Annotated in this window: 19 protein-coding genes, 2 rRNA genes and 1 pseudogene (1 of these 22 running past the window's edge); 10 read left to right on the top strand and 12 right to left on the bottom strand. The window is 59.3% G+C overall.

The annotated features are described in order from the left end of the window. From AC3IT9_RS20645 to mrdA, 3 genes are all read left to right on the top strand, one after another. Window positions 1–1,773, top strand: a 23S ribosomal RNA gene (locus AC3IT9_RS20645) (it extends 1,121 nt beyond the left edge of the window). A 151-nt stretch (window positions 1,774–1,924) separates the two neighbouring features. Next, window positions 1,925–2,040: ribosomal RNA gene (gene rrf / locus AC3IT9_RS20640) — 5S ribosomal RNA — on the top strand. A 203-nt stretch (window positions 2,041–2,243) separates the two neighbouring features. Beyond that, window positions 2,244–4,136, top strand: a complete 1,893-nt coding sequence (mrdA, locus tag AC3IT9_RS20635; RefSeq protein ID WP_489270905.1) for a penicillin-binding protein 2 — start codon at window positions 2,244–2,246, stop codon at window positions 4,134–4,136. Between the two features lie 97 nt (window positions 4,137–4,233). On the opposite strand, the gene AC3IT9_RS20630 is transcribed toward mrdA, so the two are convergent. The 8 genes from AC3IT9_RS20630 to AC3IT9_RS20595 are packed head-to-tail and all read right to left on the bottom strand — an operon-like array spanning window position 4,234 to window position 13,222. After that, window positions 4,234–5,364, bottom strand: a complete 1,131-nt coding sequence (locus AC3IT9_RS20630) for a glycosyltransferase family 4 protein (protein ID WP_150753238.1) — start codon at window positions 5,362–5,364, stop codon at window positions 4,234–4,236. Then, on the bottom strand, window positions 5,365–6,495 hold the full coding sequence (locus AC3IT9_RS20625) for a glycosyltransferase family 4 protein (RefSeq protein WP_489270904.1): 1,131 nt from the start codon (window positions 6,493–6,495) through the stop codon (window positions 5,365–5,367). Further along, a complete protein-coding gene (locus tag AC3IT9_RS20620) occupies window positions 6,479–7,846 on the bottom strand; it encodes a glycosyltransferase family 4 protein (protein WP_489270903.1) in 1,368 nt (455 codons plus the stop codon). Before AC3IT9_RS20620 ends, AC3IT9_RS20625 begins: the two co-directional genes overlap by 17 nt. Beyond that, entirely contained in the window at window positions 7,843–9,096 is a 1,254-nt protein-coding gene (locus tag AC3IT9_RS20615; RefSeq protein WP_489270902.1) for an ABC transporter ATP-binding protein, read from the bottom strand. Before AC3IT9_RS20615 ends, AC3IT9_RS20620 begins: the two co-directional genes overlap by 4 nt. After that, window positions 9,096–9,893: an ABC transporter permease gene (locus AC3IT9_RS20610; protein WP_150725691.1), complete on the bottom strand. Its 798-nt coding sequence runs from the start codon at window positions 9,891–9,893 to the stop codon at window positions 9,096–9,098. Before AC3IT9_RS20610 ends, AC3IT9_RS20615 begins: the two co-directional genes overlap by 1 nt. Further along, the gene (locus tag AC3IT9_RS20605; protein ID WP_150753234.1) at window positions 9,894–11,336 is read right to left on the bottom strand and encodes a mannose-1-phosphate guanylyltransferase/mannose-6-phosphate isomerase; all 1,443 of its coding nucleotides are present in this window, start codon (window positions 11,334–11,336) and stop codon (window positions 9,894–9,896) included. Between the two features lie 3 nt (window positions 11,337–11,339). Further along, the gene (gene gmd, locus AC3IT9_RS20600) at window positions 11,340–12,311 is read right to left on the bottom strand and encodes a GDP-mannose 4,6-dehydratase (RefSeq protein ID WP_015094126.1); all 972 of its coding nucleotides are present in this window, start codon (window positions 12,309–12,311) and stop codon (window positions 11,340–11,342) included. After that, window positions 12,308–13,222, bottom strand: a complete 915-nt coding sequence (locus AC3IT9_RS20595) for a GDP-mannose 4,6-dehydratase (protein WP_489273533.1) — start codon at window positions 13,220–13,222, stop codon at window positions 12,308–12,310. The genes gmd and AC3IT9_RS20595 overlap by 4 nt, the downstream gene beginning before the upstream one ends. A gap of 424 nt (window positions 13,223–13,646) precedes the next feature. Between AC3IT9_RS20595 and AC3IT9_RS20590 the strand changes: the two genes are divergently transcribed. The 5 genes from AC3IT9_RS20590 to AC3IT9_RS20570 are packed head-to-tail and all read left to right on the top strand — an operon-like array spanning window position 13,647 to window position 19,381. Beyond that, complete coding sequence (locus AC3IT9_RS20590) at window positions 13,647–15,224, top strand: glycosyltransferase (protein ID WP_489270901.1); 1,578 nt, start codon at window positions 13,647–13,649, stop codon at window positions 15,222–15,224. Continuing rightward, window positions 15,218–16,513, top strand: coding sequence for a glycosyltransferase (locus AC3IT9_RS20585; RefSeq protein WP_489270900.1), 1,296 nt, complete (start codon window positions 15,218–15,220; stop codon window positions 16,511–16,513). Before AC3IT9_RS20590 ends, AC3IT9_RS20585 begins: the two co-directional genes overlap by 7 nt. Beyond that, complete coding sequence (locus AC3IT9_RS20580; protein WP_150759311.1) at window positions 16,510–17,400, top strand: class I SAM-dependent methyltransferase; 891 nt, start codon at window positions 16,510–16,512, stop codon at window positions 17,398–17,400. The genes AC3IT9_RS20585 and AC3IT9_RS20580 overlap by 4 nt, the downstream gene beginning before the upstream one ends. Continuing rightward, entirely contained in the window at window positions 17,397–18,554 is a 1,158-nt protein-coding gene (locus tag AC3IT9_RS20575) for an acyltransferase family protein (protein WP_489270899.1), read from the top strand. The genes AC3IT9_RS20580 and AC3IT9_RS20575 overlap by 4 nt, the downstream gene beginning before the upstream one ends. Beyond that, window positions 18,548–19,381, top strand: coding sequence for a class I SAM-dependent methyltransferase (locus AC3IT9_RS20570; protein WP_489270898.1), 834 nt, complete (start codon window positions 18,548–18,550; stop codon window positions 19,379–19,381). The genes AC3IT9_RS20575 and AC3IT9_RS20570 overlap by 7 nt, the downstream gene beginning before the upstream one ends. Before the next feature lie 315 nt (window positions 19,382–19,696). On the opposite strand, the gene AC3IT9_RS20565 is transcribed toward AC3IT9_RS20570, so the two are convergent. The 4 genes from AC3IT9_RS20565 to AC3IT9_RS20550 form a co-directional block, all read right to left on the bottom strand. Next, entirely contained in the window at window positions 19,697–21,244 is a 1,548-nt protein-coding gene (locus tag AC3IT9_RS20565) for an amino acid ABC transporter permease/ATP-binding protein (RefSeq protein WP_150725698.1), read from the bottom strand. Window positions 21,245–21,308: 64 nt separating this feature from the next. Further along, window positions 21,309–22,103, bottom strand: a complete 795-nt coding sequence (locus tag AC3IT9_RS20560; RefSeq protein ID WP_150725699.1) for an ABC transporter substrate-binding protein — start codon at window positions 22,101–22,103, stop codon at window positions 21,309–21,311. 46 nt (window positions 22,104–22,149) lie between these two features. Then, window positions 22,150–23,220, bottom strand: coding sequence for an isopenicillin N synthase family dioxygenase (locus AC3IT9_RS20555; protein WP_489270897.1), 1,071 nt, complete (start codon window positions 23,218–23,220; stop codon window positions 22,150–22,152). Window positions 23,221–23,234: 14 nt separating this feature from the next. Continuing rightward, on the bottom strand, window positions 23,235–24,086 hold the full coding sequence (locus AC3IT9_RS20550; RefSeq protein WP_489270896.1) for a sugar phosphate isomerase/epimerase family protein: 852 nt from the start codon (window positions 24,084–24,086) through the stop codon (window positions 23,235–23,237). Between the two features lie 350 nt (window positions 24,087–24,436). On the opposite strand from AC3IT9_RS20550, the pseudogene AC3IT9_RS20545 reads away from it, so the two are divergent. Further along, window positions 24,437–24,838 (top strand): annotated as a pseudogene (locus tag AC3IT9_RS20545) (M20/M25/M40 family metallo-hydrolase); the annotation flags it as partial. A gap of 152 nt (window positions 24,839–24,990) precedes the next feature. Next, window positions 24,991–26,010: a histone deacetylase family protein gene (locus tag AC3IT9_RS20540; RefSeq protein WP_489270894.1), complete on the top strand. Its 1,020-nt coding sequence runs from the start codon at window positions 24,991–24,993 to the stop codon at window positions 26,008–26,010. Window positions 26,011–26,240: the final 230 nt, after the last annotated feature.

The raw sequence follows: 26,240 nt of genomic DNA, 5'->3' as shown, positions 1-26,240 counted from the left end.
GTAACGGGGCTCAAACCATACACCGAAGCTACGGGTATCACCTTCGGGTGATGCGGTAGAGGAGCGTTCTGTAAGCCTGTGAAGGTGAGTTGAGAAGCTTGCTGGAGGTATCAGAAGTGCGAATGCTGACATGAGTAACGACAATGGGTGTGAAAAACACCCACGCCGAAAGACCAAGGTTTCCTGCGCAACGTTAATCGACGCAGGGTTAGTCGGTCCCTAAGGCGAGGCTGAAAAGCGTAGTCGATGGAAAACAGGTTAATATTCCTGTACTTCTGGTTATTGCGATGGAGGGACGGAGAAGGCTAGGCCAGCTTGGCGTTGGTTGTCCAAGTTTAAGGTGGTAGGCTGGAATCTTAGGTAAATCCGGGATTCCAAGGCCGAGAGCTGATGACGAGTGTTCCTTTGGAACACGAAGTGGTTGATGCCATGCTTCCAAGAAAAGCTTCTAAGCTTCAGGTAACCAGGAACCGTACCCCAAACCGACACAGGTGGTTGGGTAGAGAATACCAAGGCGCTTGAGAGAACTCGGGTGAAGGAACTAGGCAAAATGGCACCGTAACTTCGGGAGAAGGTGCGCCGGTGAGGGTGAAGGACTTGCTCCGTAAGCCCACGCCGGTCGAAGATACCAGGCCGCTGCGACTGTTTATTAAAAACACAGCACTCTGCAAACACGAAAGTGGACGTATAGGGTGTGACGCCTGCCCGGTGCCGGAAGGTTAATTGATGGGGTTAGCTAACGCGAAGCTCTTGATCGAAGCCCCGGTAAACGGCGGCCGTAACTATAACGGTCCTAAGGTAGCGAAATTCCTTGTCGGGTAAGTTCCGACCTGCACGAATGGCGTAACGATGGCGGCGCTGTCTCCACCCGAGACTCAGTGAAATTGAAATCGCTGTGAAGATGCAGTGTATCCGCGGCTAGACGGAAAGACCCCGTGAACCTTTACTATAGCTTTGCACTGGACTTTGAATTTGCTTGTGTAGGATAGGTGGGAGGCTTTGAAGCGTGGACGCCAGTTCGCGTGGAGCCAACCTTGAAATACCACCCTGGCAACTTTGAGGTTCTAACTCAGGTCCGTTATCCGGATCGAGGACAGTGTATGGTGGGTAGTTTGACTGGGGCGGTCTCCTCCTAAAGAGTAACGGAGGAGTACGAAGGTGCGCTCAGACCGGTCGGAAATCGGTCGTAGAGTATAAAGGCAAAAGCGCGCTTGACTGCGAGACAGACACGTCGAGCAGGTACGAAAGTAGGTCTTAGTGATCCGGTGGTTCTGTATGGAAGGGCCATCGCTCAACGGATAAAAGGTACTCCGGGGATAACAGGCTGATACCGCCCAAGAGTTCATATCGACGGCGGTGTTTGGCACCTCGATGTCGGCTCATCACATCCTGGGGCTGAAGCCGGTCCCAAGGGTATGGCTGTTCGCCATTTAAAGTGGTACGCGAGCTGGGTTTAGAACGTCGTGAGACAGTTCGGTCCCTATCTGCCGTGGACGTTTGAGATTTGAGAGGGGCTGCTCCTAGTACGAGAGGACCGGAGTGGACGAACCTCTGGTGTTCCGGTTGTCACGCCAGTGGCATTGCCGGGTAGCTATGTTCGGAAAAGATAACCGCTGAAAGCATCTAAGCGGGAAACTTGCCTCAAGATGAGATCTCACTGGGACCTTGAGTCCCCTGAAGGGCCGTCGAAGACTACGACGTTGATAGGTTGGGTGTGTAAGCGCTGTGAGGCGTTGAGCTAACCAATACTAATTGCCCGTGAGGCTTGACCATATAACACCCAAGCAATTTGCGTCGAAAGGCCAGATTGCGGTGTGTGAAGACGAAACGAACCGAAAGTTCGAAGCTCACAAAACACCGAAAGCTGTCACATACCCAATTTGCTGAAGCGCGACCAGCCGGTCACGACTCAGTACCCGAATTTCTTGACGACCATAGAGCGTTGGAACCACCTGATCCCATCCCGAACTCAGCAGTGAAACGATGCATCGCCGATGGTAGTGTGGGGTTTCCCCATGTGAGAGTAGGTCATCGTCAAGATTAAATTCCGAAACCCCTATCTGCGTATGCAGGTAGGGGTTTTGTTTTTGTCCGCCATGTAGGAGCGAGCTCGCTCCTACATGGTCAATTGTAAAAAAAATCACATAAACCTGACTCCGCGCTTTTGCTAAGGTGCAGCTCATTTTTAATGGACTGAGTTTGCGCCCACGGATCGGCATTCTTTTCAAAGAGTTGCTGCACAAGTGCCTGAGCCGATACCCATCAAGGACCACGAGAAAGAGACACGCCTGGTCAATAAAAGGCTGATGGCTTGCGGCTTGTTCGTTGCCGCTGTCACCTGTGCGCTGTTGGTGCGCATGTATTTCCTGCAGGTAGTCGAGTTCGACTATCACTCGACCATCTCCGAAAACAATCGCGTACATGTCCTGCCGATTACACCGACCCGCGGGTTGATCTATGACCGCAACGGCATACTCCTCGCTGACAACCGTCCCAGCTACAACCTGACCATCACCCGCGAACGTGCTACCGATGTAAACGAAGAGCTGGACGAGGTAGTCAATCTCCTGCACTTGCCCGCTGAAGGCCGTTCGCTGTTCGACAAGGCAATGAAGCAGGCACGTCATCCGTTCGTACCCGTGACGCTGTTCTATGAGCTGAGCGAAGAACAGATTGCCGTACTCGCCGTCAACGAGTTCCGCCTGCCGGGCCTCGATGTCGAACCGCAGTTCGTTCGACACTATCCGTTGGGCGAGCACTTCGCTCATTCGGTCGGTTACGTCGGGCGTATCAACGAGAAAGAATCAAAGGCTCTGGATACCGTCGAGTACCGAGGCACCCAATCCATCGGCAAGACCGGGATCGAAAAATTCTACGAGTCGCAGCTGCACGGCCATGTCGGTTATGAGGAAGTCGAAACCAATGCCCAGGGCCGTGTGTTGCGAGTGCTCAAACACACTGACCCGGTGCCCGGCGAAAACATTGTCCTGAGCCTCGACGTCAAGCTTCAGGAGGCCGCCGAGCAAGCCCTGGGTGATCGCCGTGGTTCGGTGGTCGCGCTGGATCCGTCGACCGGTGAAGTGTTGGCCATGGTCAGCAACCCGAGTTTCGATCCGAATTTGTTCGTCACCGGTATCAGCTCCAAGGAGTACTCCACACTACGGGACTCCATCGACCGCCCGCTGTTCAACCGTGTACTGCGCGGTCTCTACGCGCCGGGTTCGACCATCAAGCCGGAAGTGGCAATCGCCGGCCTCGATGCCGGTATCGTTACGCCACAGACCCGTGTGTTCGACCCCGGTTATTACCAACTGCCGGATTTCGATCACAAGTACCGCAACTGGAACCACAGTGGCGATGGGTGGGTGGATATGGATGCGGCGATCATGCGTTCCAACGACACCTACTTCTATGACCTCGCACACAAGCTCGGTATCGATCGCCTGCACGACTATATGGCGATGTTCGGGCTGGGTGAGAAAGTGTCCCTGGACATGAATGAAGAATCCCCCGGCCTGATGCCATCCCAAGCCTGGAAACGCACCACCCGCCGTCAGGCCTGGTTTCCGGGCGAGACGGTGATTCTCGGTATCGGCCAGGGCTACATGCAGGTCACACCACTGCAGTTGGCCCAGGCGACGGCGCTGATTGCCAACAAAGGCGTGTGGAATCGCCCGCACCTGGCCAAAACCGTGGACGGTGTCGCGCCGGTGGATGAGCATCCGATGCCGAACATTCTGCTCAAGGACCCTCGTGACTGGGAGCAGGTCAACCACGGCATGCAGATGGTGATGCACGATGCCCGCGGGATTGCCCGGGCCGCAGCGGCGGGCGCGCAGTACCGTATCGCTGGCAAGAGTGGTACCGCGCAAGTGGTGGCGATCAGGCAGGGCGAACGTTACAACCGGGAGAAAACCCGCGAGCGTAACCGCGACAATGCCTTGTTCGTCGGTTTCGCCCCGGCCGAACACCCGAAGATCGTGATTTCGGTGATGATCGAAAACGGCGAGGCGGGTGGACGCGTTGCCGGACCGGTCGTGCGGCAGATCATGGACGCCTGGCTACTCGATCAGGACGGCCACCTCAAGCCGCAGTACGCAGCGCCGAGCAAGGCGCCGGGCGATCCTCACGCCTGAACCCCCATGGCTTCACAGCGCAGGCTCACGGATGTTGAGCACGTGCTGGAAGCTCTCGAGGAACTCTGTTTCGGCTTGGCTCATCTTCTGTAAAGCCTCATGCGTAGGCGAGGGCTTTTTCTTCCAGCAGTTCCTCATACAACGCCGCCCATTTGCGGCCCATTTCGTCCGCGGTAAACAGATTTTGATAACGGGCCTGCGCCTTCTCGCCCATTTGCGCCGCCAGCACCGGGTTTTCCCAAAGCGTACGCATCGCCTCACGAAATGCCGATGGATTGCTCGGCGGCACCACCAGCCCAGTCTCGTTATGGATGTTGATGTAACTGGTGCCAGTGCCAATTTCACTGGAGATCATCGGTTTTCCATACATCGCGCCTTCAAGCAGCGAAATGCCGAATGCTTCGGAGCGCAGGTGCGATGGGAACACGATGGCGTAGCTCAGTTGCAGCAGCGCCACTTTGTCCTCGTCCCCCAGACGCCCGAGGAAGTGAACATTGCGTAAACCCAAGGCAGCCGCCTGGGCATGCAGCTCTACTTCCAGTGGGCCGGCACCGACAATCACCGTCGGGTAATCCAGGTCCTTCAGGGCATCGAGCAGGATGTGTAAACCCTTGTAGTAGCGCATCACACCGACAAACAGAAAAAACTTGTCGCCGAGTTTTTGTCGCCAGTGGGCCGTTCGATCACTGTCAGGCTGTGGGTAACCTGCCTTGTTCAGTCCATAGGGAATCACTCGGGTCTTGTCCTGAAACTGTTGCAGCACGTCACTGGTGTGCAGGTAATTGGGCGATGCAGCGACGATCCGGTCGGCACTGTGCAGAAAGCGATTCATCAGCGGCCGGTAAAGTTTGAGCAGCTGTTTCTGGCGGATAATGTCCGAATGGTACGTCACCACGCTGGGTTTTTTCAGGCCGTTGGCGAAATGCACCAGGTCCATGAACGGCCATGGAAAGTGGTAATTGACCACGTCGGCCTCGGCTGCCAGCTCGCGAAACTGTTTGAAGACGCTCCAGGAAAACCCTGTGGAGGCGAACTGAATGTCGAGCCTGGCTCGATGGACTTCATGTTGAGCGATCTGCATCACCGGCGGTGTCGGATCGGCACTGAGTGTCAGCACCTTGCCTTCAACGCCGTGCAGGGCACCGCTTTCGCACAACTGGAAAATCACTTGTTCGATCCCGCCGACCGAGTCAGGCAGATACGTCTTGAAAAAATGAAGAACTCGCATTCAACCTCCCATTGCCTGGCGGTAAGCGCTGGCCGTGACTTGCGCGCAGCGTTCCCAGGTAAAAAGCCTTGCCTGTAGCAATCCGGCCTCTCGGCATGCCTGCCAATGCGCTAGATCCTCGATCAGACGACTCATTGCATCGCGCAAGCCGTCGGTTTCATCCGGTTCAACATAGTTACCCGCAGAGCCTGCCACTTCGGGCATGGCCGAACGTCTGGTCAGAATGACCGGTGTGCCACAGGCCATGGCCTCCAGCACCGGCAGGCCAAAACCTTCGTAAAGCGACGGAAAAATCAATGCCCGGGCGCCGGCCAGCAGCTGTGCAACGTGCTCGTCAGGCAGATAGCCGAGCAAACAGACATGACCGCTGGCCAGGGCCTGGTGCAATTCTTCGCTGAACTGCTCGCGCTGCCAGCCGGCCATGCCGACGATCAGCAATGGAAAACGCTGACGGACTGATTCCGGCAATCGGGCGTGGGCGCGCAGGGCCAGGGACAGATTCTTGCGCGGTTCCAGGGTGCCGACACAGAGGAAGTATTCCCGCGCTTCGACGCCATGGGTCTTGAGTACGGCGTCGATAGCCTCGGGGGACCGCGGGTGAAAACGCGCGGCTACACCCAGCGGTGCGACGACAAATCGCTCGGCTGGTAACCCGAAATGCGCCTGGGCTTCTTCAGCAATGTATTGCGAGTCGGTAAGAATCAGGCTTGCCTGTCGCACGCCGTCGGCCACGCGCCGTTCGATTTCTCGCAAGCGCGCCGGTGGCTGCGTTTCGGGATAGTGCAGGTGAGTCAGGTCATGCAAGGTGATGACGGTCGGGCCGTCGAACGACAGCGGCCACAGACTCGGTTCGTGGTAGAGGTCGATGGCTTGCGCGCGGCCTTGATCGAAGCGTTTCTGCTCCAGCCACCGTCGGGCCTGATAGGCCCCCGGAATCTGCCGCAGCAATGGCGTCAGTCGGGAGTAACCGGGCATGGCCGCTTCAGGCAGCACAGCACTCCAGCCCCAGCCATGAAACAGCGCCAGTTCAATATCCGGTTCACCCGCCAGGGCGTTCGCCAGTTCGGCAACGTAGTGGCCAATGCCGGTGCGCGGCGCCTGGAGGATGCGGGCGTTAAGGGCAATGCGCATGTTGCCTCTCTTGTACGAGCGGCACGTCCGAGAGATTGCGCAGGGTGCGTTCGGCCAATTGCGCACTGGCTTCACGCCAGCCGATCCAGCGCCAGTCCGCGACGTCGCGCGTGGCCGGGAATTGACCGCTGCTCTCGAAACGAATGACCAGCTCAGCCAGGCTTTGTGGTTCGGCCAGATCGAAGTACGCCATGAACTCGCCGCCGATTTCGCGAAAGACCGCAATGTCGCTGCCCATGGCCGGCAGTCCACGCTGCATGGCTTCTACCAGCGGCAGGCCGAAGCCTTCCACGAAGGATGGAAACACCAGTGAGCTGGCGTGGGTGTAGGCATGTTCGAGGCTGGTGTCGCTCAGGTCGTTGAACATGAACAGTCGTTGGTTCAACTGCGGGTGATTACGGACCCGGGCCAGCAGTGCATCGCATTTCCAGCCGACTCGCCCGGCAATGCACAGCCGGGCATTGGAGCCCGCCGCCCAGGCCCGTTCGAAGGCATCCAGCAGGTAGTCGTGATTCTTGCGCGGCTCGATGGTACTGACCATCAGAAACACCGGTTCCGGCGTTTTGAAAATGCGCGTCAGTCGCGGCTCGACGGCGGCCGTGACTTCGCTCAGGTCCAGTTCGGAGCCGAGGTGAAAATAGTCGAACCACAATTCACTGGCCTTGGCAGGACCCAGGCGGCGCTGCAATTCATCACGCACCTGATCGCGCACCGTGGCGGAAATGGCCACATAGCCATCGGCGGTTTTGGTGATCCAGTCAAACCACTCGTTGAAAACCTGCACCAGCCGTGTGTCGTAAAACTGCGGATGCGTCACGGGAATCAGGTCGTAAATCACCGAAACGATGCCCACGCCTTCACGTTTGAGTTGTTCGGCAAACGGGAAGAAATCGGTGTGCCAGGACGAATCCAGCAGCACCAGTTGATCCCCCGGTTGGTGCTGCAGCGGCGTGCAACGTTTGGGCAGTTGATACTGGTTGATGCCCTCGATCGCACGCAGCGGAAGGCTGAAACAGGTGACCGCTGTCACCCGGTAGGCCACGTGCAGCAAACGCTTGATCACCCGCGAGTTGCTTCGGTTGTGCAAGCGCTGATGCAGTTGCCAGAAGCGGTGAGCCAAGCGCCCAAGTCGTCCACCAAAGATCATCAAGGCATCGAAAAACGGGATGTTCAGCGCGCCGAGCATCAGCACTCGGTAGAGTTTGCCCTTAAGCATCACAACCGGGATGCATTCAACACCGTCGACCGATTCCGGTAGCTGGTTGACGACGTTGCGCACCACCCGCTGAATGCCCGAATTGACCTTGGGGTGTTGGAATACGTGCGTGCACTCCACCAAAAGACGCGTCATGGCGTGCTCTCCGAGGTGACCGGCGCGCTCGAGCGCGTGACAGTGGTCTTCGCGGCCAGCCACGAGCAGCCGACAAAATCTTCCTGGCGGTTGTTGATCACATGGAACACCAACCCGTAATCGCGCCACTCGAAGTTGCGGTCCAGGTGCGAATCCAGGCGTGACAAGCTCAACGCCACGGAATAGTTACCCTTGCCCAGTCCCATGACGAAAGCAAAGCGATAGGTCACGCGCTCGCCAGCCTGCAAGTCGGTCAGCGCCTGATCCTGGCGATGGGTGTTGATGCCGTACATTGCCTGGCCCAGGCGATCCTTGATCATGAAGCCCAGTACCAGCCGTTCGATATCCTGGCGAACCTCGACATTCACCTCCAGTACGACCGGCTGGCCGACTTCGGCGGCGTCGATGGAGCGTTCATGTTGGTCGAGCAAGCGTACGTTCAGGATCCTGGCTTCACCCGTTCCCGAAATGGTACTGACCTGGCCGCCAGCGAGGGCTTCCTGGCGCACGGTCTGTCCTTCACGCTTGGCGAGCAGGGCGTTGTAGTAATCCATGACGGTTTCGGGTGTGTCGTGCATGGCCATGTGGCCGTTTTCCAGGAGGATCGCCGAGTCGCAGATCGACTGAATCGCCCCTCGGTCATGGGAGACGATCAGCAGCGTGGTACCGGCTTTGCGAAAGCTGCGGATGCGGTCGAAACTTTTGTGCTGAAAGTAGGCGTCGCCCACCGACAGTGCTTCGTCGACGATCAAAATGTCCGGGCGCCGCGCGGTGGCCACGCTGAACGCCAGACGCATTTGCATACCGCTGGAATAGGTGCGCACCGGGTGGTCGATGGCGTCGCCTATTTCCGCGAAACGTTCGATTTCCGGCATCAAGGCTTGTATTTCTTCGACCTGCATGCCCAGCAGTTGCCCGGCCATGACCGCATTCTGGCGGCCGGTAAAGTCCGCATGAAAACCCATGCCCAATTCCAGCAGGGCGGCGACGCGGCCTTCGAGCTCAATGGTGCCGCAGGTGGGTTGGGTGGTGCCGGTGATCATCTTCAACAAGGTGCTTTTGCCAGCGCCGTTGACCCCGACGATACCCACCGATTCTCCGGGGGCAATCTGGAAGGTCACGTCCTGCAGCACCCAGTGCTGGTGATGGCGGATCGGCGAGAACGGGACCAGCCATTCAACCAGTCGACTCCAGCGGGTAGGGTATTGTTTATAGGCCTTGCCCAGGCCGGTGACGCGTATGTGCCCCATCAGAGTTCATCCACCATTTCACCGACCCTCTGTCGAAACAGCCGCAGGCCGATGACGAAGAGCAATACGCTGGCGACCATGATCGGCAGCAGCGAACTCCAGACGGGCCATTGGCCGTACAGGAAGATGTTCTGGTAGCTGGTGATCAGGTTGGTCAGGGGGTTGAATTGCAGCAAGCGCTGCACCCAGTCGGGCAGGATGCTCATCGGGTAAACGATTGGCGTCAGCCAGAACCAGAATTGCAGACAGATGGCGAAAAATTGCCCGACATCGCGAAAAAACACATTCAATACGCCAAGAATAATCCCCAACCCGGCACAGAACATCACCTGTAGCGCCAGCAGAGGAATGAGCGCCAACAGCGCCAGGCCCGGTAGTCGACCGGTGATCAACAGAAAGCCGAGAAACAAGCCGATGATGATTGCGAAGTTGATACCGGCATTCAACAGCACGATCACCGGCAGGCAGATCCGTGGAAAGCTGATTTTTTTCAGCAGGTTGGCGTTATCCAGAAACATGTTCTGGCTGCGCACGGTGATTTCCGCGAACAAGCCCCAGGTCAGCAACCCGGCGCAGAGGTAGATGCTGTAGGCCATGCCGTCATCTACCCCTGGCAAACGCGCGCGCATGATCTGGGAAAAAATCACGGTGTAGACAATGATCATCGACAGCGGATTGAGCACGGTCCACAGGGCACCGAATAACGAATTGCGATAACGCGCCTGAAACTCTCGCTGGACGCTACCGAGGATGAACCCTCGATAGCTGCTCAGCGTGCGGTAAAGGGAAAGCAGCATTCAATCCGTCCTGCCGTATTGATCTTCGAAGCGGACGATGTCGTCCTCTCCCAGGTACTCGCCGCTTTGCACTTCGATGATCACCAGGTCAATCACGCCGGGATTCTCCAGGCGATGCTTGTGACCGGCAGCAATGAAGGTCGATTCGTTCTTGGCCACCAGGTGCGTGCCGGTGCCATTGTTGGTGACCTTGGCCATGCCTTCGACCACCACCCAGTGTTCATTGCGATGATGGTGCATCTGCAGCGACAACTTGGCGCCGGGCTTGACCACGATGCGTTTGATCTTGAAGCGGGGGCCTTCTTCCAGCACGGTGTAGGTGCCCCATGGCCGGCTGACCGTACGGTGCAGGCGATAGGCTTCGTGCTCTTTGTCCTTGAGTTGCCTGGCCACCCGGCGCACATCCTGGGCGCGGTCGGCGTGGGCCACCAGCACCGCGTCGGCGGTGTCGACGATGATCAGGTTATCCACGCCCACGGTCGCGACCAGACGGTTATCGCTCTGGACGAAGTTGTTGTGGCTGTCGATGAAAATCGACTCGCCGACGGCGCGGTTGTTTTGTGCATCCGCCGGTACCAGCGCAGCCACCGCACCCCAGGAGCCGATGTCGCTCCAGTCGAAACGGGCCGGCACGACGACCACCTTGTCGGAGCGCTCCATCAACGCGTAGTCGATGGAAATGTCCATGATTTCGCCAAACAGGGCCGGCGACAGTTCCTGTTGCAGGCTCCCCGCGTTTTCCACCGCAGCGCTGGCGGCCATGCAGGTCTGCGTCTGCTCCAGCAAGGCGGGAGCATGGGTTTGCAGTTCGGCCAGCAGGCTGGCGACCGAGAAGCAGAACATCCCGGAGTTCCACAGGAAGTTGCCGCTTTCCACGTAATGCGTCGCGGTTTGCAGGTCGGGTTTTTCGACGAAGCGCCGTACGCGGGCAGCGCCTTTATCGTCCAGCGATGTGCCGGCTTCAATGTAGCCAAAACCGGTTTCCGGAGCGGTCGGCACGACCCCGAAGGTCACCAGGTGACCGCGCCTGGCCAATGTCACGGCATGCTCGACCGCGTCCTTCAGCGCGTCGACATTGACGATCAGGTGGTCGGCGGGCATGACCAGCATGATCGCGTCGTCGCCATGCAGGGCCTGCAGGGAGAGGGCGGCGGCGGCAATGGCCGGCGCCGTATTGCGCCCCGTCGGCTCCAGCAGGAAATGCCCGCGATGCCGGCCCAGGTGCGCGTCCCGAAAGTGATCCTTGCTCTGGAAGTAGTACTCGCGGTTGGTCACCGTGACGATATCGCCCCAGCCGTCGAGCAGCTCCGCGGCCCGCCGATAGGTCTTGCCCAGCAGCGACTGGCCGTCGGGCAAGGCCATGAACGGTTTGGGGTGGCCTTCACGCGACACCGGCCACAACCTGGTCCCGGCACCGCCGGAAAGAATCACGGGAATCAGCATGGCCTACTCCTTGGCGACGCGTTTCATGTCCGCATCCATCATCATGCGGATCAAGGCATCCAGATCGGTTTTAGGTTTCCAGCCCAGCACACGCTGGGCCTTGGCGGGGTTGCCGAGCAGCACTTCGACTTCGGCCGGGCGGAAGAACGCCGGGTCGATCTTCACGTAGTCGCGGTAGTTCAGGCCCACATGATCGAAGGCGATCCGGCACATCTCGCGCACGGTGGTGGTCACACCGGTGGCCACCACGAAATCGTCGGGCTTGTCCTGTTGCAGCATCAGCCACATGGCTTCGACGTAGTCCCCGGCAAAGCCCCAGTCGCGCTTGGCGTCGATGTTGCCCAGGCGCAGTTCCTGCTGCTTGCCCTGCTTGATGCGGGCGGCGGCGTCGGTGACTTTGCGCGTCACGAACTCGATGCCGCGCAGCGGTGATTCATGGTTGAACAGAATGCCGCTGCTGGCGTGCAGGTTGAAACTTTCGCGGTAGTTCACGGTGATCCAGTGGCCGTACAGCTTGGCCACGCCATAAGGGCTGCGCGGATAGAACGGCGTGTTCTCGTCCTGCTGCTCGGCCTGGATCAGGCCGAACATTTCGCTGGTGGAGGCTTGGTAGAAACGCGTGTGCGGGCTGAACTGACGGATCGCTTCGAGCAGGTGGGTAACACCCAGACCGTCGACGATGCCGGTGGTCACCGGTTGATCCCAGGAGGCCGCGACAAAGCTTTGCGCGGCAAGGTTGTAGACCTCGTCCGGCGCCGACTTGATCACCGCGCGCTGCACTGAACAGGCATCGGCCATATCGCCGTCCAGGTAGACGATATCCGCCTCGACCCCCATCTCGCGCAGGCGCCAGCGCGAGTCGCTGCTGCGACGCGCTACCAGGCCGTGGACTTTGTAGCCCTTGTCGAGCAACAGTTTCGCCAGATAAGCGCCATCCTGGCCGGTGATACCTGTGATCAATGCACTTTTAGTCATTCTTGTCGTACTCGCTTCTCCCAGTCGGACAGGATCGCCCGCAGGGATTGTTGTGTTGTGATTTCAGGCTTCCATTCGGTGGTTTGGGCCAGCCTCACAGGGCTGCCACACACCCGACGCTGATCCGCGCGGCGAAGGCGCGCAGGGTCCTGGACCAGTTGCAGGTCGACCTGGGCAAGATCTGCCAGCTGTTCGATCAAACTGCGAATGCTCTGCTCGCGCCCCGAGCAAATGTTGTAGACCTGCCCCGGCGTACCTTTTTCCAGCAAGGCCAGGTAGGCCGAGACCACGTCCCCGACATCGAGGAAATCGCGCGTGACGTCGATGTCCCCGACCTCCAGCTGTGGCCCTTGCAGGCCTTGCTTGATCCGGCAGATCTGACGGGCGGCGCTGGCGATGACGAAGCTGTCTTTCTGCCCGGTTCCGATGTGGTTGAACGGGCGGGCGACCAGTACGGGCCAGTCTTCGCTCAGGCCCCATTGCAAGCTCAGGAACTCGGCCGACAGTTTGCTCACGGCGTATGGGTTGCGCGGACAGGGTGGCTGCAATTCAGTGATGGGCAAATCGGCTTCAGTGACCTGGCCATAGACATCACCGGAGCTGACGTACAGAAACGTGCCGGTGAATCCGCGCGCCTTGAGGGCTTGCAGCAGGTTCAGGGTGCCCAGCAGATTGATGTTCAGGGTGCGCGCCGGATCACGAAAGGCCTCCGGGACGAAAGTCTGGCCTGCCAGGTGAATCACCGCATCGGGCATTTCCGGCCACAAGCCTTCGAGGCTGTCCGGCGCGGCGAGATCGTAGCGGCCAGGAGCAGGCAGAAGCTCCCATTCCGAGGCATCAGCCTGCAAACGCGCTTGGATGTGTTGTCCTACGAATCCAGTCAGGCCCGTGACAAACAGACGTTTTTTCAACAGCGACCCCCCGGTCATACATTTCATCCATTCCTACAGACTTAATGGAAGGGTCTCACGAATCAACAGGATCGCTCGCAAAGACAGGTGAAATGTTTTGTTGTAGTTGTTTGGTAGCCAATCTGTGCCATTTGCTCAGCAATTTCAACAGGTCCAATCGTGACTGATCAGTTCTCGTCAGCGTAGCCTGATTTATTCTCGTCGGGCGGTTCACGAATCCTCAACGGATGTGGTTAGAATGCCCCTCGTCACGATTACCCGGGGTTCGGCAGCGTCGCTTCGAAACTGCGAGAAACTGACCACTAAAACAAGAACGAAGACGGGCAGCAAGACGATGGACGAGCGCCAGTAAACACTGACTCGAACCGTATCCTCCCCGTCATAGCGTGAGGCTGCCGGGATGGCGGCGTCACCGTGGGATGCCATGAATTTCATTCTTTACTCCGACGTCAACGACAGCTCCATCAGCCAGAGTCTCGGCCGTCCCGAGTACAGTTACTACTTCGTGCTCAAGGCGTATCGCCCTGTACTCGAAAGCCTTGGGCGAGTGCATGTGGTGTCCTCCACCGCCGAGGTCGATCCGCTCTACAAACAATTATTGGCCGCCGGCGAAGACAGTCTGTTCCTGTCGTTTACGCCGCCGCAGAAAACCCCGAACGACCTTGAGTGCCCGACGATCTGCGTGGTGGCCTGGGAGTTTGATTCGATTCCCGATGAACAATGGGATAACGACCCGCGCCAGGACTGGACGCAAATGCTGGCGCGGCAGGGCCGGGTGATCACACTCTCCAGCCATACCGCCCGGGCGATTCGTCGGGCCATGGGCGAAGACTTTCCGGTGTTGGTGTTGCCGACGCCGTTGTGGGAAAACTTCGCCGACATTCGTAGTCGCCACACCAGCGTCCCGATCAGCACCGGCTCGACCCTGGACATCAAGGGTTGCATCTTCGATACGCGCACACTCGGGCTGAACGCCGATGCACTGATTCCCGTCGTGCCGACCGCCGAGGAACTGGCGGCGCTCGAGGCTGAACTGGAGGCATTGAAGCCACCGCCGCTGACGCTCAAGCGCCGCTTTGTGATTGCCCGCCATTACCTGCATATGTGGCGCCTGGACAAAGGTAAATCGCTGCCGATCCCGGTGCATCGCACGCATTTTCTAAGCCAGTGGTACTGGGAAGGGATTCGCGACTTGTTGTCGCAAGCCGCCCACGAACGTCTCGCTGACTGGTTGCCGGCCATCGCCGGCCCGCAGACGATTGCAGTACCCGAGCCAGAACCGCGACAGTGGCCGGACACCACCGCCCAGGTCGAAACACAGGTTGACGGTGTGGTGTACGTCACTGTGTTCAACCCGCGTGACGGTCGCAAGAACTGGCATCAATTGATCACCGCATTTTGCTGGGCGTTCCGCGAAACGTCTGACGCAACGCTGGTGCTGAAGATTACCCAAAGCGATCTGTCGTCCTACCACGACGAGCTGATGACGTTGCTCGCGCAGCTTTCGCCGTTCGCCTGTCGGGTGGTAGTCATGCACGGCTACCTGGACGACCCGCAATACGCCAGGCTGTACGAAGCCGCCAGTTACTACGTCAATGCCTCGCGCTGCGAAGGGCTGTGCCTGCCGCTGATGGAGTTCATGGCCAGCGGTAAACCGGTAATTGCCCCGGATCACACGGCCATGGAGGACTACATCGATGAGCGTGTGGCGTTTGTGGTCAAGTCCAGCGAAGAGCTGACCATCTGGCCGCAGGACACTCGCATCATCTACCGCACCCTGCGTTACCGGCCGGATTGGGGTTCGCTGAAAACCGCTTACGAAAACAGCTACCGCCTGGCCAAGGAACAACCGCTGGAGTATCAGCGCATGTCCCTCGCCGCCGTCGAGCGCATGCACGATTACTGCGCTTTCGCCCCGGTACAGAAACGCATGGCGGATTTTTTCGGGCTGGCACCACAGGCTTTGCCGACAGCAACCGTGACGGATACCGCCTCATGCTGATCATCATTCATTCGGAAACCAACCAGCACACCATTGCCCAGAACCTTGGCCGCTCGGAGTACAGCTATTACTTCGTGCTCAAGGAGTACCGACCCGTGCTGGAGCGGTTGGGGCGAGTGGTAGAAGTCAGCGACCCGCAGACCGAAGTCGATGCCTTGTACATGGACTGTTTGTCCCGTGGTGAAGTGTGCGTGTTCCTGTCGTTCTCACCGCCTCACCGCACGCCGGTCAATTTCACCTGCCCGACGCTGCCGGTGTTCGCGTGGGAATTCAGCACCATCCCCAACGAACCCTTTGCCGGTGACCCGCTCAATGACTGGCGCACGGTGTTGCGGGCAGCGGGGGCGGCGATTACCCATTCCAGCTACACCGTGAATGCGGTGCGTGAGGCGATGGGCGCCGACTATCCTGTCATCGCGGTACCGGCCCCGGTATGGGACCGGTTTTCCGAGCGCGGCGCCCACTTGCAACGTCAGCCCTTGGCCAGTCAGGTGCGATTGACGCTCAAGGGGTTGCTGGCAGACAGCCGCGAACTCGACTTGCGAGCCTTTGGCCCCGTGGCCACTCGCGAAGGTGTGGGTATTGATTTCGAGGCCCCGCCGAGTGAACACGAGTTGGTCCTCGACGGCGTGATTTACACCTCGGTGTTCAACCCCGGTGATGGGCGCAAGAACTGGGAAGACATGCTCAGTGCCTTTTGCGTGACGTTTCGCGAGGTGGAGGACGCAACGCTGGTGCTCAAATTGACACACCACGATGCCGAAGAAGCGCTGACCGATATCCTTCACCACTTGTACAAAAACCAGTCTTACCGCTGCCGGGTCGTGCTGATTTACGGCTATCTGGCTGACGCGGACTATGAGCAGCTGGTGCAAGCCACGAGTTACGTGGTCAACACGTCCTATGGCGAAGGCCAATGTCTGCCGCTGATGGAGTTCATGTCCTGTGGCAAACCGGCGGTGGCGCCACGGACCACGGCGATGATCGATTATCTGGATGCCGATAATGCATTCCTGATTGACTCCACCGATGAGCTGACGGCCTGGCCACATGACCCGCGCAGGGCGTTTCGTACCTTGCGCTACGTCACCAATTGGGCGTCGTTGTGCAGGGCTTACCAATCAAGCTATGACATGGCCAAGGGTGATCCAGGGCGTTATGCACAGATGTCCGTGCACGCAGTGGCCAGCCTCAAGAAATTCTGCAGCCAGGCCACTGCCGGGCAGCGGCTTGGCGTATTTTTTGAGCGCCTGTTCGAAAACCGTGTCGTGGAAACCCCAGAGGCATGATTCGCGCATTGGTCAGACGTTTCTTTGCAGAGACGAAACCCGAGCCCCGGCCCGCGCCGTCGCCGTCGCCGGTCGAGCAATCCCGTGTGTCGCCAAGAGACGTGGGCTTGCACGATGCAATGCATGACGGCTGGTTTTCGGGCGACAGCGGCGAATTGCTCAAAGGGTTTGCCATTACCGCCGACGACACCTTGCTGGATGTCGGCTGCGGCGAAGGGGTCGCGACCTTGTTTGCGGTGCGTCAAGGCGCGTCGGTGATCTTCACCGACAGTGAACACGACAAGGTCCGCGACCTGGCGCGGCAAGTGGACGCGCAGTCGGATAAAGCGAATCTCGGTCTGGTCAGCAACAGCCTGCCGCTGCCTCTGGCCGATGGTTGCGCGAGCAAAGTCGTGTGCATGGAGGTGTTGGAACACATCGATCAGCCAGAACCCTTCATGGCCGAACTGGTGCGCATGGGCCGTCCCGGCGCGCTGTACCTGCTGAGCGTGCCGTCCCCGGTGGGCGAGCATTTGCAGAAAGGCATCGCCCCGGCCAGCTATTTTCAATCGCCCAATCACGTGCAGATTTTCAGCCCCGAGCGATTCGCCGCGCTGGTGGAAGACGCGGGCCTGGTCATCGAGCATCGCCAGGCCACCGGGTTTTTCTGGGTCATGGGCATGATTTTTTTCTGGGCCAGTGAACGTGCCGCCGGGCGCGATCTGGGTGGCGCGGTTCGCGACCGGATTCAGGCGCCGTATCCGCCGCTGATGGAGAGCTGGGCGAAAACCTGGCAGGACTTGCTGGCCCAGCCCGACGGGTTGGCGATCAAGCAGATGCTGGACCGGTTCATGCCCAAGAGCCAGGTGATCATTGCCCGCAAACCTCATGTCCAGGAGGGCGCATGAGCAACGAAAAACGGATCATGGACATCGAGTTGCTGCGCGGCATTGCGGTGCTTGGCGTGCTGTTTCATCACCTGCAGGACAGCCTGTTCGCGGCGGCTGTTCCATTACTGCAGAGCATCACGCTGTACAGCCAGCCGTGGTGGGGCGTGGATCTGTTTTTCGCGATCTCGGGTTTCGTCATTGCCCGCAGCCTGATCCCGGCCCTGCGCCGCTGCACCACGCGTCAGGAGTATTGGCAACAGACGCGCAATTTCTGGTTGCGACGGGCCTTTCGATTGCTGCCGTCGGCCTGGTTATGGCTGGCGCTGATGCTGCTGGCATGCCTTTTTCTCAACCGCTCCGGAGCGTTCGGCACCCTGCACGCGAACCTTCAGGCGACCCTGGCCGGCGTCGCCCAATACGCCAACTTCCGCTTTGCCGACAGTTTTTATCGCTACGAGTACGGCACCAGTTTCGTGTACTGGAGTCTGTCGCTGGAAGAGCAGTTCTACCTGCTGTTTCCGCTGATGATCGTGCTGTTTCGCAAACACCTGGTGTGGGCGTTGCTGGCGCTGGTGGCGGTGCAGTTGTTGACCTTGCGCACGCCGATCCTGATGGTGGTGCGCACCGACGCACTGGCCCTTGGCGTGCTGTTGGCGATGTGGAGTACGCAACCGTCGTACCTGCGCTGGGAGCCAAAATTCTTGCGTCGTCCATGGGCGGGTGTTGCCGCACTGATCGCGGTGTCGCTGCTGCTCAGTTTCATGGCGACGGATCGTTTCACCTTCACTTCTTACCGGATCGGCGTGATTGCGGTGCTGTGCGCACTGCTGGTCTGGATCGCGTCTTACAACCGCGATTACCTGTTGCCGCGCGGCGTGTTCAAAAATCTGATGACGTGGGTCGGCAGCCGTTCCTACGGGATTTACTTGATCCATATCCCGGCCTACTTGCTGGTTCGTGAGTTCATTTTCCGTTTACAGGCTGCCGGGCTGCCCAGTCCGGCTGGCCATCCGATTCTGATGTTGCTGATGGCTGGCGGCCTGATCGTGCTGCTGAGCGAACTCAATTATCGCTTCATTGAAATGCCCATGCGCAACCGCGGCGCCTCGCTGGTCAAACGCTTGGGCACCTCCCGAACAGCCGTCCCATCCTCTGGAGCCACCTCATGCTGAGCCTTTTGAAGAAACTCACGGCGGGCACGCCCGCGCCTGTGCAGCCAGAGATACCGCCCGCGGCGCCAGTGGCGGAGAAAGTCGACCCCTACATGCTCGGCCTGCACGACGCGATGCTCAGCGGCTGGTTCAATCAGCAGACCGGCGAACTGTTCACTGGCTTCCCGGTAACCCCCGAGGACACACTGCTGGATGTCGGCTGTGGTGATGGCGGCAACGTGCATTTCTGCGGGATGCGCGGGGCGAAGATCATCATCGCCGATATCGACGCGGCCAAGGTCGAAGCGACCCGCCAGCGCCTGGGCGATACACCGGCCCGCGATGTCGAATGCCATGTCACCGACTGCAACCCGCTGCCGATAGCCGATGCGACCGTCACGCGGGTGGTGTCTACCGAGGTCATCGAACACGTGGACGATCCGGCCCAGTTCCTCGCTGAACTGGTGCGCGTCGGCAAACCGGGCGCGTTGTATCTGCTGAGCGTCCCGCATCCCAGCTCCGAAGACCTGCAGAAAGATATCGCGGCGGCCGAGTATTTCCAAAAGCCCAACCACATCCGCATCATCAGCGAGGAGCAGTTCAAGGCCATGGTCAGCGATGCCGGCCTGGAAGTGATCAGCCACAGCCAGTACGGATTCTACTGGTCGATGTGGATGCTGTTGTTCTGGGAAGCCAAGGTCGACTTCAGCAACCCGGACCATCCGTTGCTCAACCATTGGGCGGATACCTGGCAGGCGATCCTGGCTTCGCCACGGGGTGCACAGATCAAGCAGGCGCTGGATGCGGTGGTGGCGAAAAGTCAGGTGATCATTGCGCGTAAGCCCTGATCAGCAAAGCTCGCCCGGGCGAGACCTAATGCCAATCAGTCAAGGGATCGGCAAGCTCCCTCGCCACGGGTTCAATGTCTCGGCTTAACTGATCGGCATTAACCCTGCGGGGTGCTTTTTTTATGCCTGGAATTCGCCCTTCAAAACACCACCCCCCTGTGGGAGCGAGCTTGCTCGCGATCGCGGTGCATCAGTCAGCTCATATACTGAATGTGACACCGTCATCGCGAGCAAGCTCGCTCCCACAGGGGATTGGTGGGGGGGCATAAATCGCTGGCACAAAAAAAGCACCCCGCAGGGTGGCTGTACCCATGCTCATGCATGATCCAGCGTTGCAGACAGGTTCGGCGATCGAGTACTGATGCCCATGAAGCGCCGCACGCGTTCTCCTTCGGCATCGCATCGTATGGTTTGCGGTGCGGCATCCAGTTGGATATTACCGTTCTCCATGAATACGACCCGGTCGGATATCGACATGGCAAAGTCCATTTCGTGGGTCACGATCAGCATGGTCATGCCTTCCTTCGCCAGGTCGCGGATCACGTTCAACACGTCGTTGACCAGTTCCGGGTCGAGGGCCGAGGTCGGCTCGTCGAACAGCATGATCTGCGGCTCCATCGCCAGGGCTCGAGCGATCGCCACGCGCTGTTGCTGCCCGCCGGAGAGCTGGTGCGGGTACTTGTGGGCATGGGCCAGCAGGCCGACCTTGTCCAGTAGCGCATACGCACGATGTTCACTCAGCTCGCCCGGCTGGCCGTGGTAACGCGGTGCCAGCGTGACGTTGTCGAGAATGGTGCGGTGCGGGAACAGGTTGAAGTTCTGGAACACCATGCCGATGTGCCGCACGCCTTTGCGCAGGCGGGAGCTGTTGGGTTTGTCCGAAGCCTCGATGAATTTTTCGCCGAACAACAGAATGTCGCCGGTATCGATGGTTTCCAGGCCGTTGACCGTGCGAATCAGCGACGTCTTGCCGGAGCCGGATGGCCCGATGATCGAGACCACCTGGCCGTATTCGACATTCAGGTCGATGCCCATCAGCACCTGGTGGGTGCCATAGCTTTTCTGGATGTTCTTCAGTTGCAGGATCGGCGTCGCGTTGTTGCCGGCGGCTTTGCGCGCAGTGTCGGGCAACGCTTCGGCGCTGGCCTTGAACCTGGCGATGGTGGCCGCGTCGAGTGTGTGCGGCTTGCGGAAGTTCAGGTCCAGGTAGCGCTCCAGGCGCTGCAGGAAATAACCGAACACGGTGACGATCAACACGTAATAGACGCCTACGGCCGCCAGGGTTTCCATGACCAGGAAGTTGGTGGCATAGAGGCGTTGGCCGACCGTGAGGATTTCGGTCAGGGAGATGACCGAGACCAGCGAGGTCAGCTTGACCACCGTGATGTATTCATTGATCAGCGTGGGCAGCGAAATACGGAAAGCCTGGGGGATCACGATCAGGCGTTGCATGCCGAACAGGCCGACACCCAGCGCGCGCCCGGCTTCCTTCTGGCCCTTGGCTACGGAGATCAGGCCGCCACGATGGATTTCCGCCATGTACGCAGCTTCCGTGACCACCAGGGCCAGCAACCCTGCGTAGAAGGGGTTGGACAGAATCGGTCCGCTGCCGGGAAACAATTGCGGCAGGTTGTAGACGAAGACCACCAGCACCAGCAACGGGATGCTGCGGAAGAACCAGATGTAGACCGCTGCGGGAATGCGCAACAAGGGCGTCTGGGACAACTTGGCCGTGGCCAGGACAAAACCCAGCAGCATGCCGATGAACCAGGCCAGGGCACTGAGCTGGACTACCGTGACGCAGGCCTTCCAGAAGTCCGGGAGGGAGAACAGGGATAGGAAATACGACCAATCGAATTGCATGGGGCACCTCGATCTGCCGCCCCGGTGCAGGGGAGGCAGATGACCAGACTACAAGGACAGGTTCTTAGTTGGCAGTCGGTTCTTCCAGGCCATATTTCTGGAGAATTGCGGCGTATTCACCGCTCTTTTTGCTCTCCTCGAAGGCCTTTTGCACGGCCTGGTAGGTTTCGTCGTTACCCTTCTTGACGAAGATGCCCAGGGTTTGTTGATAAATCGGATGCTCGGTGGTGATCACTACCCGGCCATTGGTCTTTTCCGCGATCATTTTTGCCGCGCCAGCGATTTCAACCTGGGCCTGAATGTTCTTGGACAACAGGGCCTGGGTCACTTCGGGTGCCGAGGGGTATTCGCTGACGGTGATCGCGCCTTTGTTGTTCGGCACACAGTATTCATCGGACAGCTTGCGGAATTCCTTGACCCAGGTAGTGCCCTGTTCCAGGCCCAGTTTCAGGCCGCACAGGTCTTCAGGCTTTTTCGCGTTGATCTCGCTGCCCTTGGGCACCATGACCGCGGCACCGGTGTTGGCATAGGCGATGGTCTGGGCCTGGGTCTGGCGCTCCGGCGTGATGTACATGCCGGAAATGACCGCGTCGTACTTGCCGGAGTTCAAGCCGAGGATCAGGCTCGGGAACTTGGTGTCGACGAACTCCACCTTGGCGTTCATGTGTTTGGCCAGTGACGTTGCCAGCTCGGGGTCCGAACCCACTACGTTTTTGTCCTTGTCATAGGACTCGAAGGGCGGGTAGGTGATCTCCATGCCGACCTTGAACGTATCTGCCGCGGCCATGCTCACCGAGGCACCGAACATGCCGGCTGCCAATACAGCCAGGCTCAAAAGGTTTTTCTTGTTGTTTTTCATGATGTGCTGACTCCGGCGTAGGTAGGGGTTTAGCTGAAAACTTCAATCAGGACGGTTGAGCCTGATTTTTCAAATGTCCGAAACTGGCGGGCTTGCGTGCCTTGCCTGGCAGTTGAACGTCCCCGTTGGTCACCCTCTGGCGCAGATACTGATAGGTCTGCAGCGCCTGGCCATACATGTGTTCGCCGATCGTGATTTCTTCGTAGTCGTTGCCTGCCTGGGTGAACCCGGGCAGCGGTCTGATCTGGGTGTGATAGTCGCAGGCGTAAAACAGCGGAAAGGAATAACGCTCCTCCTTCACGCTGCGCACCCGGTGCGCGGTGGCAACGAAAGCGCCTGCCGTCATCACTTCCAGCATGTCGCCGATGTTGACCACAAAGGCATCGGCAATCGGTGGTGCATCGATCCATTGGCCAAGATTGTTCATCACCTCAAGACCCGGTTTGTCGGCCAGAAGGATGGTGAAGCACTCGTAATCAGTATGGGCGCCAAGACCCGGTGCGTCATGGGCGGCGCCGTCGAAGGGGTAGTGGATCAGGCGCAGCTTGGACGGCGGACGGGTGACCAGGCTGTCGAAATAGTTCTCTTCCAGGCCCAGGGTCAGGGCGAAGCCACCGAACAAGCGCCGGCCCAAGGCGAAGATGGCTTCATAGTAGGCCTGCACCGACGCCTTGAAACCTTGCAGCTGCGGCCAGTCGTTGGGCCCCAGCAACGGGGTGTTGGCCAGCACCAACGGGTCATCGGCCGGGACTTCGAAGCCGACGTCGAAGGCTTCCTTGTGGTCCGGCTTGCCCTTGGAATAGACCTCTTCGCCTTCGGGCACAAAGCCCTTGTGGGTTTGCGAGGTGCCGATGTAGTGGCGCATCTTGGTGTCCAGGGGCTGGTCGAAAAAGTCCTTGGCCGCCTGGCGCAGGTTGGCGATCAGTTGCGGGTCGATACCGTGATCGGTGATATAGAGGAACCCGACCTCGCTGGCGGCGCGCCCCAATTGTTCGGCCACGGCCAGACGGTGTTCCAGTTCAAAACTGAACAGACCGGCGATGTTGACCACCGGGATGCTATTGAAGTTGGCTTTGTGTGTGTCAGTGCTGGCGCTGTTGTTTTTGTTGTCAGGCATGACGCATCGGCTCCCTAAGGATGGCTTGAGTGGCTGAAACGGTCGAAGTGTTCGCGCTCGGTCTGGCCCATCCACACATTCAATGACCACAGGTCGGCGACCGGGACATTGGTGAAGGGCAAATGATGCAGGTAGCCGTCGGCGCCGAATTCCGGGGTCAGGGTGCTGACCTGGTAACCGCGGGCTTGCTGCGAGCGCCAGATGCTTTCCCAGTGCTGCTGGTGGAAGGCCAGTTCCCTTGCATATTCGGGAGCCGCCGGGTGCGGAACCTGCGGTCCCTGGTCATAACCGACCCGGGCCTGGATATGGTGAACCCGCTCGATGAAAGCGCTCAGGTCATCGGCCGGGTCATTCAACAGGCGCTCGCAAGTCACGACCCAATGGCTGATGTCACTGGTGAACAACAGATCGGGCAATTGCCGGATCAACTCCAGGGTCACCCAGGGGTTGAACAGCGAACGCGAGCGGTGGGTTTCGAAACTGCAGACCTGGCCGTGCTTGCGCGCCAGATCCAGCGCCTGGCCGAAAAACTCCACTTGTTGTGGCAAGGACCAGCGATCATTGCCCGCCAGCACGTTGACGAAGCGCGGGCCGAGTTCAGCGGCCCAGGCGAGTTTCCGGTCGAGGTCATCGAGGTGGACGGCAGGCGTCGCCGACTGGTCCGGTAGCACGTCGTACGCGGTGAAGACCGTGCTGATATAGCCCAGGCGATTGGCCTGCAGAAAAGCGCCAAACTCGGCCCGTTCACGGGTGTCCAGTGGCAGGCGTGCCTCCATGCCATCAAAGCCCGCTTGCAGCAACTCCTCGAGCGCCTGAGCCTTGCTGGCGGTATAGCCCCACAGCGTGCGGAAAATTTCCAGCTTCATCGGTGATCCTCAAAAATCCCAAGGCCTACTGCAAATGCACTTCGACGGCGCCAGGCTGCCAAGAGGCTGGTTCGCTGTGGAGCCGATGTTAGGCACAGGCCGCGCGCTGAAAGAATCTGAAAGTTCAAATGAATACTTCAGGCTTTCATTAACAAATAGCTAGCTACTTATAGCGCTGGTCAGGTGGGGTTTTATCGGCGAGAACGTGTCTACATTGGCTATTAGCGAGAGACGCCATTATTACGGCATCATTTTGAAGAGTCCCAAGCGACACCGGGCCGCTGAGTGTTCGCTTTTGGTTGTGGATTCAACCGGTCGATGCAGCACAACTAAATTCTGTGTAAGCAGAAGGAGTGTTGCAGATGATCCAGGCCATCGAAGGCCTGGCGGCGGACTTCGCCCCCGAAGGCCTGACCACGGTGGGTGAATTGAGTATCAACAAGTCGTCGCGCAATACCATTCCGGGGTTGGTGAACTTCACCGTCGACCTGCGTCATCACCGTGATGAAACCATCGAGGCGATGGAGCAACAGGCCGTGGACGCCCTGGACTACGCTCAGCAATCGATGGTCAGCGGCGCCGGACATGACGCGATCCACCTGGCGCGGTACTGCCCGACGGCCATGGTGTTCATCCCGTGCGTGGGTGGCTTGAGCCACAAGGAAGCCGAAGATGTGTTGCCCGAGGATGTGCGGCAGGGCACCGATGTGCTGCTCAACGCGGTGTTGGCCCGCGCCGAAAAAATCGACTGAACGCAGACCCATGTGGGAGCGGGCTTGCTCGCGAAGAGGGAGTGTCAGTCGACGCCAATGTTGATTGACACACCGCATTCGCGAGCAAGCCCGCTCCCACAGTGGGGCGCGGCCGGTTTCAAGATTTTCGTTAACTGACAGGTACTCAATCCATGCGCAGTTTTTTCCACCCCGAACAATTGCTCCACCATCCACGCAGTTACTACTCCCGTGGCCAGATGCGTACGCCGCAGGAAGTGCCGGAGCGTGCGCAGCGCCTGGTGCAGGCGTCTCATGCCTTGGGTTTCAATGTCGAGCAACCGGTCGATGCCGGGCTCGATCCGCTGCTGGCGGTGCACGGCGCGGCGTACCTCACGTTTTTGCAGGAGGCCCATCAGCGCTGGAAAGAGATTCCCGAGGATTGGGGCGACGAGGTGATGTCGAACATCTTCGTCCGCGAGCCCAATGCCCTGCGCGGGATTCTCGCGCAAGCGGCGCGTTATCTGGCCGATGGCAGTTGCCCGGTGGGCGGGCAGACCTGGCGTTCGGCCTACTGGTCGGCGCAAAGCGCCATCGCCGGGGCCCGGGCGTTGCTCGATGGCGAGCCGGCTGCCTATGCCCTGTGCCGTCCACCGGGTCATCACGCCCGGGCCGAAGCGGCGGGTGGTTTCTGTTATGTGAACAACGCGGCGGTGGCGGCCCAGGTATTGCGCGCCGGTTTTTCGCGGGTAGCGGTGCTGGATACCGACATGCACCACGGCCAGGGTATTCAGGAAATTTTCTACGACCGTGACGACGTGCTCTACGTTTCGGTCCATGGCGATCCGACCAACTTCTATCCGGGCGTCGCAGGTTTTGCCGACGAGCGTGGTGTCGGGGCGGGCGGGGGTTTCAACCTCAACCTGCCGATGGCCCACGGCGCCAGCGAGGCGGATTTTCTGGCGCAACTGGAGGTAGCGCTGAACGCTGTGACGCAGTTTGGTGCCGAGGTATTGGTGCTGTCCCTGGGCTTCGATATTTTCGAACTGGACCCGCAAAGCAAGGTGGCGGTGACTCGGGAAGGGTTCGCTGTGCTTGGTGAGCGGATTCGCAGCCTCGGGTTGCCGTGCCTGATCGTGCAGGAGGGCGGGTATCACCTGGAGAGTCTGGAGGATAATGCGCGGGCGTTTTTTGTCGGGCCTGAGGTTTGGTAGCTCTGAGATCTTGGGTGGCTGGAAGATCGCTTTCGCGGGCAAGCCCGCTCCCACAGGTTTCGCGCCGTCCACATATCTGCGGTTCTACTCGGACACTGTGGGAGCGGGCTTGCCCGCGATGAACGATAACCCGGTCCACCTGACGGAACACAAGCGCCGTAAGGCACTTGCCATAGCCCTGACGTTAACGTAAAGATTGCGCCAGGGCGCCGACGTATGAAGGCGCAGGG

The sequence above is a fragment of the Pseudomonas sp. KH_046_1 genome, from assembly GCF_057839025.1.
The sequence above is the reverse complement of the archived record's forward strand: the minus strand, read 5'-3'. Positions and strand labels throughout refer to the sequence as shown.